The 13,365-nt window shown below is 75.7% G+C and carries 15 protein-coding genes; 9 read left to right on the top strand and 6 right to left on the bottom strand.

Annotated elements, in window-relative coordinates; genetic code table 11:
- Positions 1 to 301 precede the first annotated feature (301 nt).
- Together ACRYM0_RS05660 and ACRYM0_RS05655 are read left to right on the top strand one after the other, a co-directional pair.
- Entirely contained in the window at positions 302 to 1,225 is a 924-nt protein-coding gene (locus ACRYM0_RS05660) for a universal stress protein (RefSeq protein WP_432502938.1), read from the top strand.
- Positions 1,226 to 1,357: 132 nt separating this feature from the next.
- The gene (locus ACRYM0_RS05655; RefSeq protein WP_432502935.1) at positions 1,358 to 2,299 is read left to right on the top strand and encodes a universal stress protein; all 942 of its coding nucleotides are present in this window, start codon (positions 1,358 to 1,360) and stop codon (positions 2,297 to 2,299) included.
- A gap of 21 nt (positions 2,300 to 2,320) precedes the next feature.
- On the opposite strand, the gene ACRYM0_RS05650 is transcribed toward ACRYM0_RS05655, so the two are convergent.
- Positions 2,321 to 2,839 (bottom strand): MarR family winged helix-turn-helix transcriptional regulator, encoded by a 519-nt coding sequence (locus ACRYM0_RS05650; protein ID WP_432502933.1) that lies wholly within the window; start codon positions 2,837 to 2,839, stop codon positions 2,321 to 2,323.
- 70 nt (positions 2,840 to 2,909) lie between these two features.
- Between ACRYM0_RS05650 and ACRYM0_RS05645 the strand changes: the two genes are divergently transcribed.
- Positions 2,910 to 5,012 (top strand): MMPL family transporter, encoded by a 2,103-nt coding sequence (locus ACRYM0_RS05645; protein ID WP_432502930.1) that lies wholly within the window; start codon positions 2,910 to 2,912, stop codon positions 5,010 to 5,012.
- Here the strand turns inward: ACRYM0_RS05645 and ACRYM0_RS05640 are convergent.
- The 3 genes from ACRYM0_RS05640 to ACRYM0_RS05630 are packed head-to-tail and all read right to left on the bottom strand — an operon-like array spanning position 4,984 to position 6,594.
- Positions 4,984 to 5,685, bottom strand: coding sequence for a Mut7-C RNAse domain-containing protein (locus ACRYM0_RS05640; RefSeq protein WP_432502928.1), 702 nt, complete (start codon positions 5,683 to 5,685; stop codon positions 4,984 to 4,986). The genes ACRYM0_RS05645 and ACRYM0_RS05640 overlap by 29 nt on opposite strands.
- Before the next feature lie 13 nt (positions 5,686 to 5,698).
- Positions 5,699 to 6,157: an acyl-CoA thioesterase gene (locus tag ACRYM0_RS05635; RefSeq protein WP_432502925.1), complete on the bottom strand. Its 459-nt coding sequence runs from the start codon at positions 6,155 to 6,157 to the stop codon at positions 5,699 to 5,701.
- Between the two features lie 26 nt (positions 6,158 to 6,183).
- Entirely contained in the window at positions 6,184 to 6,594 is a 411-nt protein-coding gene (locus ACRYM0_RS05630) for a TIGR03618 family F420-dependent PPOX class oxidoreductase (RefSeq protein ID WP_432502923.1), read from the bottom strand.
- A 282-nt stretch (positions 6,595 to 6,876) separates the two neighbouring features.
- Here ACRYM0_RS05630 and ACRYM0_RS05625 point away from each other — a divergent pair, with 282 nt between their 5' ends.
- Positions 6,877 to 8,370, top strand: a complete 1,494-nt coding sequence (locus tag ACRYM0_RS05625) for a SulP family inorganic anion transporter (RefSeq protein WP_432502921.1) — start codon at positions 6,877 to 6,879, stop codon at positions 8,368 to 8,370.
- A gap of 89 nt (positions 8,371 to 8,459) precedes the next feature.
- On the opposite strand, the gene ACRYM0_RS05620 is transcribed toward ACRYM0_RS05625, so the two are convergent.
- The gene (locus ACRYM0_RS05620; protein ID WP_432502919.1) at positions 8,460 to 8,711 is read right to left on the bottom strand and encodes a hypothetical protein; all 252 of its coding nucleotides are present in this window, start codon (positions 8,709 to 8,711) and stop codon (positions 8,460 to 8,462) included.
- Between the two features lie 64 nt (positions 8,712 to 8,775).
- On the opposite strand from ACRYM0_RS05620, the gene ACRYM0_RS05615 reads away from it, so the two are divergent.
- From ACRYM0_RS05615 to ACRYM0_RS05605, 3 genes are read left to right on the top strand one after another with little or no spacing between them, the layout of a single operon-like run.
- On the top strand, positions 8,776 to 9,276 hold the full coding sequence (locus ACRYM0_RS05615; RefSeq protein ID WP_432502917.1) for a MarR family winged helix-turn-helix transcriptional regulator: 501 nt from the start codon (positions 8,776 to 8,778) through the stop codon (positions 9,274 to 9,276).
- A 9-nt stretch (positions 9,277 to 9,285) separates the two neighbouring features.
- Positions 9,286 to 9,717: a nitroreductase family deazaflavin-dependent oxidoreductase gene (locus tag ACRYM0_RS05610; RefSeq protein ID WP_432502914.1), complete on the top strand. Its 432-nt coding sequence runs from the start codon at positions 9,286 to 9,288 to the stop codon at positions 9,715 to 9,717.
- Positions 9,714 to 10,694 (top strand): LLM class flavin-dependent oxidoreductase, encoded by a 981-nt coding sequence (locus tag ACRYM0_RS05605; RefSeq protein WP_432502912.1) that lies wholly within the window; start codon positions 9,714 to 9,716, stop codon positions 10,692 to 10,694. Before ACRYM0_RS05610 ends, ACRYM0_RS05605 begins: the two co-directional genes overlap by 4 nt.
- A gap of 18 nt (positions 10,695 to 10,712) precedes the next feature.
- Here the strand turns inward: ACRYM0_RS05605 and ACRYM0_RS05600 are convergent, their stop codons facing one another.
- Positions 10,713 to 11,369, bottom strand: coding sequence for a GntR family transcriptional regulator (locus ACRYM0_RS05600; protein ID WP_432502910.1), 657 nt, complete (start codon positions 11,367 to 11,369; stop codon positions 10,713 to 10,715).
- Positions 11,370 to 11,575: 206 nt separating this feature from the next.
- Here ACRYM0_RS05600 and ACRYM0_RS05595 point away from each other — a divergent pair, with 206 nt between their 5' ends.
- Together ACRYM0_RS05595 and ACRYM0_RS05590 are read left to right on the top strand one after the other, a co-directional pair.
- Positions 11,576 to 12,640: an amidohydrolase family protein gene (locus ACRYM0_RS05595; RefSeq protein ID WP_432502908.1), complete on the top strand. Its 1,065-nt coding sequence runs from the start codon at positions 11,576 to 11,578 to the stop codon at positions 12,638 to 12,640.
- Positions 12,637 to 13,341 carry a 4-carboxy-4-hydroxy-2-oxoadipate aldolase/oxaloacetate decarboxylase gene (locus tag ACRYM0_RS05590; protein WP_432502906.1) on the top strand — a complete coding sequence of 235 codons (705 nt, stop codon included), beginning with the start codon at positions 12,637 to 12,639 and terminating at the stop codon, positions 13,339 to 13,341. The genes ACRYM0_RS05595 and ACRYM0_RS05590 overlap by 4 nt, the downstream gene beginning before the upstream one ends.
- Positions 13,342 to 13,365: the final 24 nt, after the last annotated feature.

Genomic DNA, 13,365 nt, shown 5'->3' with positions numbered 1-13,365 from the left:
CCCCACCCCCCCCGCCCCCCCCCCCCCCCCCGCCCCCCCCCCCCCCCCCCCCCCCCCCCCCCGCCCGCGCGCCCCCCCGCCCCCCCCCCCCCCCCCCCCCCCCCCCCCGGCCCCCCCCCCGGCGCGCACACGAGGAGGGGCCGGACCGGGCGCGGAAGCGCCCGGTCCGGCCCCTCCGTCGTACCGGGACCCGCTCCCACTACCACCGCGGGGCCGTCGGGCGCACCATGGGAGGGCCGAGGCCTCGCCGTCGCGGCCGGAGGGACCGCGCGAGGGTGCCGGGGACCGCCGAGGAGGAGCCGTGAGCAGTGGGAACAGCACGATCGTCGTAGGAGTGGCCGAGGAGGGCGCGTCCGGCGCGGCCGTGCACTGGGCGGCCGCCGAGGCCGCCGCCCGGGGCGCGCAGGTCCACCTGGTGCACGCCGTCCCGCACGAGGTGCCGTACGCGGTACCGCAGGTGCTGGGGGTGCACGCCCCGGCGGCTCCGCTGCCGCCCGAGCCGCCCGGCCACCCGCTGGAGCCGGACGTCGCGCTGCGCCGCGCCGTCGAGCACGTCCGCTCCGTGGCGCCCGGCGTGCCGGTGCGCTCGTCCACCGTGCGCAGCACCCCGCGCGAGGTGCTGCTGGACGCGGCCGGGGACGCCGAGCTGCTCGTCCTCGGGGCGGGCCGCAGCGCCTCGTTCCTCGCCGAGCACGCCCCCTGCCCGGTCGTCGTGGTGGCCGCCGCCGCGCCCGCCGGGGCTCGCGGCGTCGTCGTGGGCTTCGACGTGTCCCCGGCCGCCGTCGCCGCGCTGGAGTTCGCCGCCGTCCAGGCCGCCCGGTGGGGCCAGCCGCTGCGCGTGGTGCACACCACCCACCTGCCCGTCGACCACCTCGCCCTCACCGACCCCGAGGCCTACGTCGCCGGGCGCCGGCTCGCCCGCGCCCGCGCCCGCGTGGTCGTCGAGCGGGCCGTCGCCGCGGTGCGCGAGCGCCACGGCGTGGCTGCGGACGTCGTGGTGGTGACGGACTCCTTCGCCTCCGACGTCCTGGTGGAGAGGTCCCGCCGGGCCCGCCTCCTCGTCGTCGGCGCGCACGAGCGCACCGCGTTCCTGCGCGCGCTGCGGGGCTCGACCGAACGCGCGGTGCTGCACCGGGCGCACGTGCCCGTCGCCGTCGTGCCGCCTCGCGCCCGCGTCGCGGACCTGCGACGGGTGCCGTCCGGGCAGCTGGCCGGCACGGCCTGACCGCGGCGGCCGGCCCGGCCGCGGGGGCCGGAGGTCCCCGACCTTGGTCCCTGTCCCCGGCGGTGCGGCGAGAGGAGGCTGGCGGCAGCCGGGAGGCCGGCGGTGGGTCCGGGACGGGGCGGAGGGGCAGTCATGAGCAGCTCGAGCAAGGTCGTCGTGGGGGTCGAGGAGGTCGGGACCGCGGCGGCGGCCCTGCGCTGGGCGGCGGCGGCGGCGCGGCGGCGCGGTGCGGCCCTGCACCTCGTGCGGGCGGTGCCGTACCCGGTGGCGGCGGACGCGGCCACGGCGTGGGCCGTAGCCGGCCTCCTGGAGGACCTCGAGGAGGCCGCCCGCGTGACCGTGGAGGAGGCTGCGGCGGTGGTGCGGGCCGAGGTCCCGGACGTCGCGGTCACCACGGCCGTCGAGCGCGGCGCCCCCCGCCCGGTGCTGCTGCGCGCCTGCGAGGACGCGGCCCTGGTGGTGACCGGCCGGCGGCGCCGGGAGGGCCGCCGGTGGGCGGTACCGGGTCTGCGGCTGGGGTCCACGAGCCTGTTCCTCGCCGCCCACGCGCCCTGCCCGACGGCGGTGGTGGCCGAGGACGCTCCCGTCGGCGCCCGCGGGGTCGTCGTCGGGTTCGACGGGTCGCCCGCCGCGGTGGGGGCGCTGGAGGTGGCCGCCGCGGAGGCGGAGGCGATGGGGGAGGCGCTGCGCGTCGTGCACGCCGTGCACCTGCAGCTCGACCCGTCCCTGGCCGTCGACCCGGGCCTGTGCGAGCAGCTGCGCGAGGACGCGGTGCGGCGGGCCCGCGAGGTGGTGCGGGCGGCGGTCCAGGAGGTCGTCGCCGTCCACCCGGTCCCGGTGGAGCAGGTCGTCCCGGCCGACGCGTTCGCCTCCGACGCCCTGCTCGACGCCGCCCGCGGTGCGCGCCTGCTCGTCGTCGGCTCGCGCGGGCACGGGGCCTTCCTGCGCGCGCTGCTCGGATCCACCAGCCACGCGGTGCTGCAGCGCGCCGAGGTCCCCGTGCTGGTGGTCCCGGACGCCGAGCGCGCCGCCGCCCACCACCGGCGCCCGGACCTGGCGGCCAGCGCGGGCTGACGCGGTGGCCGGGGCGCAGCCTCAGCCGGCGTCGTCGCGGTGGGCCCGCAGCGCCGCGGTCATGTCGCCGAGGAAGCGGCGCACGACCTCCAGCTCGGCGTCGTCGTAGCGGGTCATGAGCTCGTCGCTGCGCCGCCCGAGGGGGCCGAAGAACTCCACCGCCACGGCGGCGCCGTGCTCGCCGAAGCGCAGGTGCACCTTGCGCCGGTCGGTGGTGTCGCGCTCGCGGCGCAGGTGGCCGGCCCGTTCCAGGCGGTCGACGACGCCGGTGGCCGCACCGGACGTCAGGCCCAGGGCGGTGGCGAGCTCCCCCGTGGTCATGGGGTCGTCCTCACCCTCGCGCCGCATGACGTGCAGCAGCGCCCGCATGTCGGTGGGGTGCAGCCCGCGGCTGCCGGCGAAGTCGTCCGCGACCCGTTGCGCCTGGACGCCGAGGTCGCGCACGAGGTCGAGGACCTCGGCCTGCAGGCGCTCGCGGGGGGTGTCGCGGCGCCGGTACATGCGGGCCGGGCCGCTGCGTCCGGGGGGCTGGGTGCTCATCGGCTTGCCACCCTACCTCACGGCTGCTAGACATCTCAGTCGCTGAAACATCCATTCGACGAGGTGTTCCGTGACCGAGCAGTCCTTCCTCCTCCGAACCGCCGGGCGCCTCGTCACCGGCCGCGTCACCGCCTGGCTCGTCCTGCTGGTCGCGCTGCTGGTGGCCGGTGCCGTGGCCGTCGGCAAGGGCGAGGCGCCGCCCTCGCAGGCCGGCGGCGCCCGCCTGCCCGCCTCCGCCGAGTCCGCCCGGGTTGCGCAGCTCCTGGAGGGGTTCCCGGGGGAGGGGAGCACCCCCGCGCTGGTGGTGTGGACGCGCCAGGACGGCGGGGCGCTCACCGGCGCCGACACCGGCGCCGCGGCCGCCGCGGTGCAGCGGCTGAACCCCCTCGCCGTCGGCGGGCGGGTCGCCGGGCCGATCCCCTCCGAGGACGGCGAGGCCCTGCTCGCCGTCGTGCCGCTGGCGGCCGGCACCACCGACGAGGAGACCGCGCAGGCCGTGGGCGACGTGCGCGCCGCCTCCCGCGCGGAACTGCCCGAGGGCCTGCGCGCCCAGGTGACCGGTGGGCCGGCCTTCGGCGTGGACATCGCCGACTCCTTCTCCGGTGCGAACACCCGCCTGCTGCTCGTCACCGCCGGCGTCGTCGCCCTGCTGCTGCTGGTGACCTACCGCAGCCCCGTGCTGTGGCTGGTGCCGCTGGCCGTGGTCGGCGTCGGCGACCAGACGGCCGCCGGCCTGCTGACGGTCGTGGACCGCATCGGGGGCACCCCGGCCGACCCCTCCAGCACCGGCATCACCAGCGTCCTGGTCTTCGGAGCCGGCACCAACTACGCCCTGCTGCTCATCGCCCGCTACCGCGAGGAGCTGCGCCGCACCCCCGACCGGCGCCTGGCGATGCGCCGCGCCCTCGCCGGGGCCGGCCCGGCGATCCTCGCCAGCGCCTCCACCGTCGTGCTCGCGGTGCTCACCCTGCTCGTGGCGGTGCTGCCCTCCAACCGCTCCCTGGGCATCGACGTGGCCGTCGGCATCGCCGTCGCCGGGGTGTTCGGCCTGCTCGTGCTGCCCGCGGCGCTCGTGGTCTGCGGTCGCGGGCTGTTCTGGCCGTTCGTGCCGCGGGTGGGCTCGCGGGACACCTCGCGCACCGGCGGGTGGGCCCGGATCGCCGACCGCGTCGTCCGACGCCCCCGGCCCGTCGTCGTGCTCTCCCTGGTGCTGCTGGCCGCCCTCGGCGTCGGCCTGGCCGGCGCCGAGCAGGGCCTGTCGCGCACCGAGCAGTTCCGCACCGAGGCCGAGTCCGTCGCGGGCGCCGAGACCCTCCAGGAGCACTACCCCGAGCAGGGCACCGAACCCGCGCAGGTCGTCGCCGACGCCGCCGCGGCCGAGGAGGTGGTCGCCGCCGCCTCCGCCGTGCCCGGCGTGACCTCCGCGCAGGTCGCCGGGACCTCCGGCGGCCTGGTGCGCGTCGACGCCGCGATCGCCGCCGAACCCGGCTCAGCCGCCTCCCGCGAGACGGTCCAGCGGTTGCGCGGCGCCGTGGGGGCGGTGCCCGGGGCGGGCGCCCTCGTCGGCGGCACCGAGGCCGAGGCCGTCGACGAGCGCGCCGCCGCCCGGCGCGACCTCCTCGTCGTCGGCCCCCTCGTGGTCACCGTCGTGCTGGCGGTCCTCGTCGTCCTGCTGCGCGCCCTGCTCGGGCCCGTGCTGCTGGTGCTGACGGTGCTCGCCACCTACGGCGCGGCGCTGGGGGCGGGGAACCTGCTGTTCGAGAACCTGTTCGGCTTCCCCGCCCTGGACACCGGGGTGCCGCTGTTCTCGCTGCTGTTCCTGGTGGCCCTGGGGGTGGACTACAACATCTTCCTCGTCACCCGGGCGCGGGAGGAGGCGCTGACCGTCGGCACCCGCGACGGCATCCGCACGGCGGTCGCCGTCACCGGTGGCGTCATCACCAGCGCGGGCGTCCTGCTGGCCGCGGTGTTCACCGTCCTGGGGGTGCTGCCGCTCATCACGCTGACCCAGATCGGCGTCGTCGTCTGCATCGGCGTGCTGCTGGACACCCTGCTCGTGCGGACCCTGCTCGTGCCGGCGGTCGTCGCGCTGCTGGGGGACCGGTTCTGGTGGCCCGGCCGGGCGGCCCGGCGACCTCGGCACCTCAGGGCCGGGGCGCACCCGCCCGCCTGAGGACCTCGTCGATGCGGCGGGCGTGCGCGCCGCGCCAGTACACCCGCCCGCAGGCGGTGCACCGGGAGAACGCGTCGACGCTGCGCCGGGTGCCGCAGGGCAGCTCCGCGGCCACCTCCTCCTTCGCCGCTGCTCGCAACGGCGCTCCGCAGGAGGTGCAGCGCGTCAGCGGCGCCAGGGCGGGGCGGAACCTGTCCAGGACGTCGGCGAGCTGCTCGTCCGCCCCGGCTCCGCGCACCAGCGCACCCCGCGGCAGCGCCCGGCGCATCAGCAGGCCGCGGTCGGCGGTCAGCAGCACCCTGCCCCCGGCGCGCGCCCGCACCACCAGGTCCGGGTCGTCGGCGTGCGCCGACCACGCCGCGTCCAGGCCCAGCAGGCGCATCCGCCGGGCCAGGCTGCCCAGGTGGACGTCGAGCAGGAAACCCCCGGCGGGCACGGGCTCCGGGCGCGGTGCGGCGCGGGCGTGCAGGGCCGCTCCCGGGCGCAGGCGGTCGGCGGGGGAGACGGGGGCGCCGTCGGCGGTCAGCGAGCCGACCTCGGGCAGGGGCACGCCCGCGGACTGCACGACGTGCCCGGCGGTGACGTGCTCCTCGTGCCGCACCACCAGGCGGCCGGCGCGGCGTGCGCGCGGCGGCAGCAGCGGCAGCAGGGCGGCGTCGACCGTGAGCTCCACGGTCACCGCGGTGTCAGCCGTCGACCTGCATGGTGTCGGGGATGCGGTCGCGGTCGTAGGTGATGGTGGTGTACCCGTGCGGCGCCGGGCGCCCGTCCGGTCCGAGGTTCACGAACACGATCTCCTCGATCGTCAGGATGCTCTGCCGGGTGATCATGTTGCGGACCTCCGCGCGCATCGTCAGCGACGTGCGCCCGAACCGCACCGCCCGCAGGCCCATCTCGATGAGGTCGCCCTGCCGGGCCGAGGAGACGAACTCGATCTCGGAGATGTACTTCGTGACGACGCGGCCGTTGCCGAGCTGGAGGATCGCGTAGATCGCCGCCTCCTCGTCGATCCAGCGCAGCAGGCTGCCGCCGAAGAGGGTGCCGTTGGCGTTGAGGTCCTCCGGGCGCACCCACTTGCGGGTCCGGAAGTTCACGCTGCTCGGGTTCGCGGGGTCGGGGTCGAGGATGTGCTCTTGTCCTGACACGGGACCAGCGTAGGGCCGTGGTGCCCTCACCCCTGCTGGGCGGCGCCCCAGCCGTGCCAGCGCTCCACCTCGACCAGCGCGCTCACGCGTGCGCGGTCGCGGGTGGGGTAGTCGGTGCCCAGGTAGTGCCGCGAGAGGCGGTCGATGTCGGCCAGGTCGGGATCGTCGCGGAACTCCACGACGCGGCCCTGGACGCTGACGTGGGTGTACCAGTCGTCCTGCGCCAGCGCGGTGAGCGAGACCCTCGGGTCGGCTCGCAGGTGCCGCAGGCGCGCGCGGCCGGCGTCGAGGTTCAGCAGCACCCGCCCGTCGTCCTCGAACAGGTACCAGGTGGCGACGCTGACGGGGTGGCCGTCGGGGTGGACGGTCGCCATGACGGCGGGGTTCGGGCGCGCGAAGAGCGCGGCGACGTCCTGGGGCAGGGGCGGGTGGGCCACGGGGTTCTCCCTCGCGTCGTCGGGTGCGGTGATCGCCCCGGATGCTACGGCCCGCCCGCGGTGGGGGCGCGGGAGGCGTCTGGACTCTGACGTGGCGTGAAGGTACGGTTCTGGAGGACCGTCGTGCCGTCGACGCACCCCGCGGTGCTCCGGTGCGGCTCCACGGAAGGACCGGCGCAGCGGTGCGCCCCGGTGGAGATCGACAGGACCCGCCCACCAGGGGTGCGCTGCGGCGGGCCCCGAGAGCACGAACGGAAGCACCTCTTGACCAATCCTGAACAGATGGCCGCGCCCGCACCGCGGCGCGAGCGGTCGGGACGGCCCGCGTGGCTGGCCTCGCCGAAGGTGCTGCGCACCGAGGTCCTGTCGGGCCTGGTGGTGGCCCTCGCGCTGATCCCCGAGGCGATCTCCTTCTCCATCATCGCCGGCGTGGACCCGCGGGTGGGGCTCTTCGCCTCGTTCACCATGGCCGTCTCCATCGCCTTCCTGGGTGGCCGCCCGGCGATGATCTCCGCGGCCACCGGCGCGGTGGCGCTCGTCATCGCCCCCCTGGTGCGCGAGCACGGGCTGGACCACCTCATCGCCGCCGTGATCCTGGCGGGGGTCTTCCAGGTCGTGCTGGGGCTGCTGGGCGTGGCGCGGCTGATGCGGTTCATCCCGCGCAGCGTCATGGTCGGCTTCGTCAACGCCCTGGCCATCCTCATCTTCACGGCGCAGCTGCCGTACCTGCGCGACGTGCCCTGGGTCGTCTACGCGATGGTGGCCGTCGGCATCGCGATCATGGTGTTCCTGCCGAGGCTGACCACCGTGGTGCCCGCCCCGCTGGTGGCGATCGTGCTGCTGACCGTGGCGGTGGTCTTCAGCGGGCTGGTGGTGCCGGACGTGGGCGACCAGGGCGCGTTGCCCGAGACGCTGCCGACGCTGCTCCTGCCGGACGTGCCGTGGACCCTGGAGACGCTGCAGATCATCGCGCCCTACTCCCTGGGGGTGGCGCTGGTCGGGCTGATGGAATCGCTGATGACGGCCAAGCTGGTCGACGACATCACCGACACCCGCTCGCACAAGACCCGCGAGGCCTGGGGCCAGGGCGCGGCGAACATCATCACCGGCTTCTTCGGCGGCATGGGCGGCTGCGCCATGATCGGCCAGACGATGATCAACGTGCGCTCCGGTGCGCGCACCCGCCTGTCGACGTTCCTGGCCGGGCTGTTCCTGCTGATCCTCGTCGTCGGCCTGGGCGACGTCGTCGCGACCATCCCGATGGCCGCCCTGGTCGCCGTGATGATCATGGTCTCGGTGGGCACCTTCGACTGGCACTCCGTGCGCCCGGCCACGCTGCGCCGGATGCCCAGGAGCGAGACCACGGTGATGGTCGTCACCGTCGCGGTGGTGGTGGCCACGCACAACCTGGCCATCGGCGTGGTCGTCGGCGTGCTCGTCGCGGCCCTGCTGTTCGCCCGGCGCGTGGCGCACCTGGTCGAGGTCGACGGCGTGCTCGAGCAGGACGGGCGGGTGCGCCGCTACCGCGTCTCCGGAGCGCTGTTCTTCGCCTCCTCCAATGACCTCGTGTACCAGTTCGACTACGCGCACGACCCGCAGGAGGTCGTCATCGACCTCTCCGACGCGCACGTGTGGGACGCCTCCACCGTCGCCGCGCTGGACGCGATCACCACCAAGTACGCGGCCAAGGGCAAGCACGCCGAGATCGTGGGGCTGAACCAGGCCAGCGCCGAGCGCTACGAGCGCCTGGCCGGGCACCTGGGCGGGGGCCACTGAGGCGGGGGCCACTGAGGCGCGGCCACTGACGCGCAGCCGGCGGTCACCGACCCGGGACCGCCGGCGGCGCCGGCGTCCCGGTCGGTGCCTCAGGCGGGGTCCTGCCCGCCCTTGCGCTCCACCAGGTAGGTGTGACCGCCGACGGTGACGCGTTCCCACTGCGCGTACCCGGCGCGAGCCTCCTCCTCGGTGCGCGGACCGCGCTGCGGACCCTCCTCCGCCGACACCTGCGCGGGGCCGCTGAAGGAGAAGAAGGCGTCCAGCACCAGGTCGACCCAGCGGTTCTTGGCCCGGGGTCGCTGCAGGCTCCGCGGCAGGCCGTCGGTGTCGTCGAAGGGCATGGCGTCCTCAGCTCGATGTTTCGCCCGGCGATGGTTAGTGCACTAACCATCGTACGCTGGGCCGGTGAGCTCAACCCCGGACCAGCCTGCCGTGACGGGTTCCACACCCGGTCGCGAGCAAGACCCGCTGGCGCTGGAGCGGCAGGTCTGCTTCGCCCTGGTCGTCGCCGCCCGCAGCGTCCTGTCCGTCTACCGCCCGGTGCTGGAGCCGATGGGGCTGACCCACCCGCAGTACCTGGTCATGCTGGCCCTGTGGGGCCGGGAACCCCTCTCGGTGCGCGAGCTCAGCGAGACCCTCGCCCTGGACGCGCCCACGCTGTCCCCGCTGCTCAAGCGCCTGGAGGCCGCGGGCCTGCTCCAGCGCAACAGGCTGCCGGAGGACCAGCGTTCACTGGCCGTCGCCCTGACCGAGCAGGGGCGAGCGCTGCGCGCGCGCGCCGAGCAGGTCCCCGCGCAGGTCGTCCAGCGCCTGGGGGTGGACGTCTCCGAGCTGGAGGTCCTGCGCGACGGGCTGAGCCGGGTCATCGCCGCCGCGGGAGCGGCCGGGCGGGAGGGTGCGGCGTAGGGTCGTGCCATGACCTCCGCCACGGACCTGCACGGGGACCCGCACGTCGAGCGCTACCTGGAGACGAACGGTGAGGACGGGTACCACTGGCGCAACGGCACCACGATCCTGATCCTGTTCACCAAGGGCCGGAAGTCCGGCGAGCAGCGCTCGCACGCGCTGATCTTCCGCCCGCACGGCGACGCGTACCTCGTCGTCGCCTCCAAGGGCGGCACCGACGCGCCGCCCGCGTGGTTCCTCAACCTCCAGGCCGACCCGGACGTCGAGGTGCAGGTCAAGGGTGAGCGGTTCCGCGCCCGCGCCCGCGTCGCCACCGCCGAGGAGAAGCCGGCCATGTGGGCGTCGATGGTCGAGGTCTGGCCGGACTACGACGAGTACCAGTCCAAGACCTCCCGGGAGATCCCCGTCGTCGTCCTGGAGCGCGCCGGCGACACGGCGTGAGCCAGGGCCCGGGCGGCCGCTCCGGTCGCACCGGCGTGGTGCTCCCGCGGGACCTCGACGCCGCCCGGGTCCTGCCCTTCGCGCGCCGCGCCGAGGAGCTGGGTTTCGACGAGCTCTGGGTCGTGGAGGACCTGGGTTTCCGCGGCGGCGTCGCGCAGGCCGCAGCGGTCCTGGCCTCCACCTCCCGCCTGCGCGTCGGCATCGGCGTCCTGCCCGCGGGGGCGCGCAACGTCGCGTTCACCGCGATGGAGGTCGCCACCCTCGCCCAGCTGTTCCCCGGGCGCCTGGACGTCGGCCTGGGGCACGGGATGCCCGCCTGGATGCGCTCGGTGGGGCAGTGGCCGGCCGGCCCGCTCGCCCTGCTGGAGGAGCAGTTCCTCGCGCTCGCGAGCCTGCTGCGCGGCGAGGTCGCCGACACCACCACCTCACCCGGCCCGGTGCACCTGGACTCGGTGCGCCTGGACCCCTCCGCCGTCCCCGACGACGTCCCGCCGTTGCTGGCGGGGGTGCGCGGGCCGCGCTCCCTGGCGCTGGCGGGTCGCGTCGCGGACGGCACGGTCCTGGCCGAGCCCACCACCCCCGAGTACGTGCGCGCCGCGCTCGACCGGGCCGGAGCCGACCGCCCCCACCGGGTGGTCGCCTACAACGCCGCCGCCGTCCACCCCGACGAGTCCGTCGCCCTCGCGGCGGCGCGCACCGGGCTGGAGTGGATCGGCGAACCCGACTGGGCCCCGCACCTGGAACCGCTGCCGTTCGCCGCGGAGCTGGCCGCGCTGCGCCGCGACTGCGGCACCCGCGAGGAGTTCGCGCGCCGCCTGCCGGAGGAGTGGGTGCGCCGGCTCGCGGTGACGGGGACGCCCGGTGCGGCGCGGGAGCGGCTGGCGGGGTTGTTCGCCGCCGGCGTCACCAGCGCCGTCCTCATCCCCGTGGGCGCCGACCCCGAGGAGGCGCTGGAGCACCTCGCCGCGGTCCTGTGACCCCTCGGGGGAGGCGGCTCAGCCCTCCGCCGACTCCTGCAGCGCCGCGATGACGCTGGCCAGGTGCGTGCGTGCCGCCCGCTCGGCCGCGGCGGGGTCGCGGCGCACGATGGCGTCGATGATCGCCAGGTGCTCGGGCAGGGAGACCTGGGGGCGTCCGGTGCGCAGGGCCAGGCGGAACTGGTGCCGGACGATCTGCGCGTTGAGGCGGTCCAGCAGCCCGGTGGCGACCTCCTGACCGGAGATCTCGCGGACCAGGCGGTGCAGCTCCCGGTTGCGCGCGGAGTAGACGACGGGCTCACCGTCGGCGACCGACTGCTGCAGCTGCCGGCCGAGCGCGGTGAGGGCGGCGGCCTGCTCGTCGTCGACCCGCTCGGCGGCCTTGGCGGCGCACAGGCCCTCGAGCACCATGCGGCACTCCGTGATGGCGACCGCCTCCTCCACGGTCACGACCCGGACCCGCGCGCCCCGGTTCGGGATGCGCTCGACCAGGCCCTCCGCCGCCAGGTCCATCAGCGCAGCCCGGACGCTGGCGCGGCTGACGCCGTGGGAGGCTGCGAGCTCGGCCTCGACGAGCCGCTGACCCGGAGCGAGGTCGCCGCTCAGCAGGGCCGCGCGCAGCGCCTCCAGGGCGATGCGCGTGCCCGCGGCGCCCTCCTGCGGTGCCACGCTCACGGTGCCCTCCTCGGCGGTGCGTCGGTGCATCGGTCCCGAGCACTCTAGGAGGTGTCCCGGTCGCGGGGACCCGCCGGTGCGCCGGAACGCGGCGGGTGAATTGGTGACGAGATTGTTGACAATCCGTCCGGCGGCTTCCTACCCTCCTGGGGGCGAGCGAGGGCGCTCGCGGCCCGCACCGCGGCCGGCCCCTGGAGGAGCGACACGTGATCATCGACTGCCACGGCCACTACACCACCGCACCCGCCTCGCACACCGCCTGGCGCCAGGCGCAGCAGGCCGCGTTCGAGGCGGGGACGCAGGCCCCGGCCTACCCGAGCATCAGCGACGACGAGATCCGCGAGTCGATCGAGGGCAGCCAGCTGCGCCTGATGGCCGAGCGCGGCATCGACATGACGATCTTCTCCCCGCGCGCCTCCGCGATGGGGCACCACGTGGGCGACGAAGCGGTCAGCGCCCGCTGGACCGAGGTCAACAACGACCTCGTCGCCCGCGTCGTCGAGCTCTACCCGCAGCACTTCACCGGGGTCTGCCAGCTGCCCCAGTCGCCGGGCGTGCCCATCGAGAACTCCGTCGGCGAGCTGCGGCGCTGCGTCGAGGAACTCGGGTTCATCGGCTGCAACCTCAACCCCGACCCCAGCGGCGGGAACTGGACGGCGGCACCGCTGACGGACCGCAGCTGGTACCCCCTCTACGAGGCGATGGTCGAGCTGGACGTGCCCGCGATGGTCCACGTCTCCGCGGTGACCAACCCCAACTTCCACGCCACGGGCTCGCACTACCTCAACGCCGACACCACCGCCTTCATGCAGTTCCTGCAGGCGGACCTCTTCCAGGACTTCCCCGGCCTGCGGTTCGTGATCCCGCACGGCGGCGGGGCCGTCCCCTACCACTGGGGGCGCTTCCGCGGGCTGGCCGACATGCTCGACCGGCCGGCGCCGCAGGAGTCGCTGATGCGCAACGTCTTCTTCGACACCTGCGTGTACCACCAGCCCGGCATCGACCTCCTCTTCCGCGTCATCGAGGTCGACAACGTCCTCTTCGGCTCCGAGATGGTCGGTGCGGTGCGCGGCATCGACCCCACGACCGGCCACTACTTCGACGACACCCGCCGCTACGTCGACGCCCTCGGGCTCGACGCCGCCGACCTGCGCAAGGTGTACGAGCTCAACGCCCGGCGCGTCTACCCGCGGCTGGACGCCGCGCTGGAGCGGGCGGGTCTGCGCGCCGGCGCGGCGGGCACCGCACGACAGGAAGAGGTTCCGGCATGAAGAACGTCGTCGTCACCGGCCCGCCGCGCGCGGACCTCGCCACGGCCACGGCGCTGGGTGAGCACGGTGTCGCCACCGTCCACGAGGCGCAGGGCCGCACCGGGTACCTCGGGCCCGCCTTCCGCCCCGCCTGGTCCGGCGCCCGGATCGGCGGCACGGCCGTCACGGTCCTGTGCTGGCCCGGCGACAACCTGATGATCCACGTGGCGGTGGAGCAGTGCAGCGAGGGCGACGTGCTCGTCGTCGCCACGAACTCCCCGTCCACCGACGGGTTGTTCGGTGAGCTCTTCGCCACCGCCCTGGCCCAGCGCGGCGTGCGCGGCGTGGTCCTGGGCACCGGCGTGCGCGACGTCGCGGAACTGCGCGAGATGGGTTTCCCGGCGTGGTCCACCGCGGTGAGCGCCCAGGGCACCGTCAAGGCCACGGCCGGTGCCGTCAACGTCCCCATCACCCTGGGGGACCAGGTGATCCACCCGGGCGACGTGGTCGTCGCGGACGACGACGGCGTGGTGCGCGTCGAGCGCGAACAGGCGCAGTCCGTGCTGACCGCCTCCGACGCCCGCGCCCGCAAGGAGGAGGCCAACCGCGCCGCCTTCCAGCGCGGCGAGCTGGGCCTGGACGTGTACGGCATGCGCGAGCGGCTCGCGGGCTTCGGCATCGAGTACGTCACGCACGAGCAGCACTCCCAGGGCCGGCCGTGAGTTCCCCGGGGCCCCGGGCCTACG

The sequence above is a fragment of the Kineococcus arenarius subsp. arenarius genome, assembly GCF_050871845.1.
In the GTDB taxonomy this organism is placed as follows: domain Bacteria; phylum Actinomycetota; class Actinomycetes; order Actinomycetales; family Kineococcaceae; genus Kineococcus.
The sequence above is the reverse complement of the archived record's forward strand: the minus strand, read 5'-3'. Positions and strand labels throughout refer to the sequence as shown.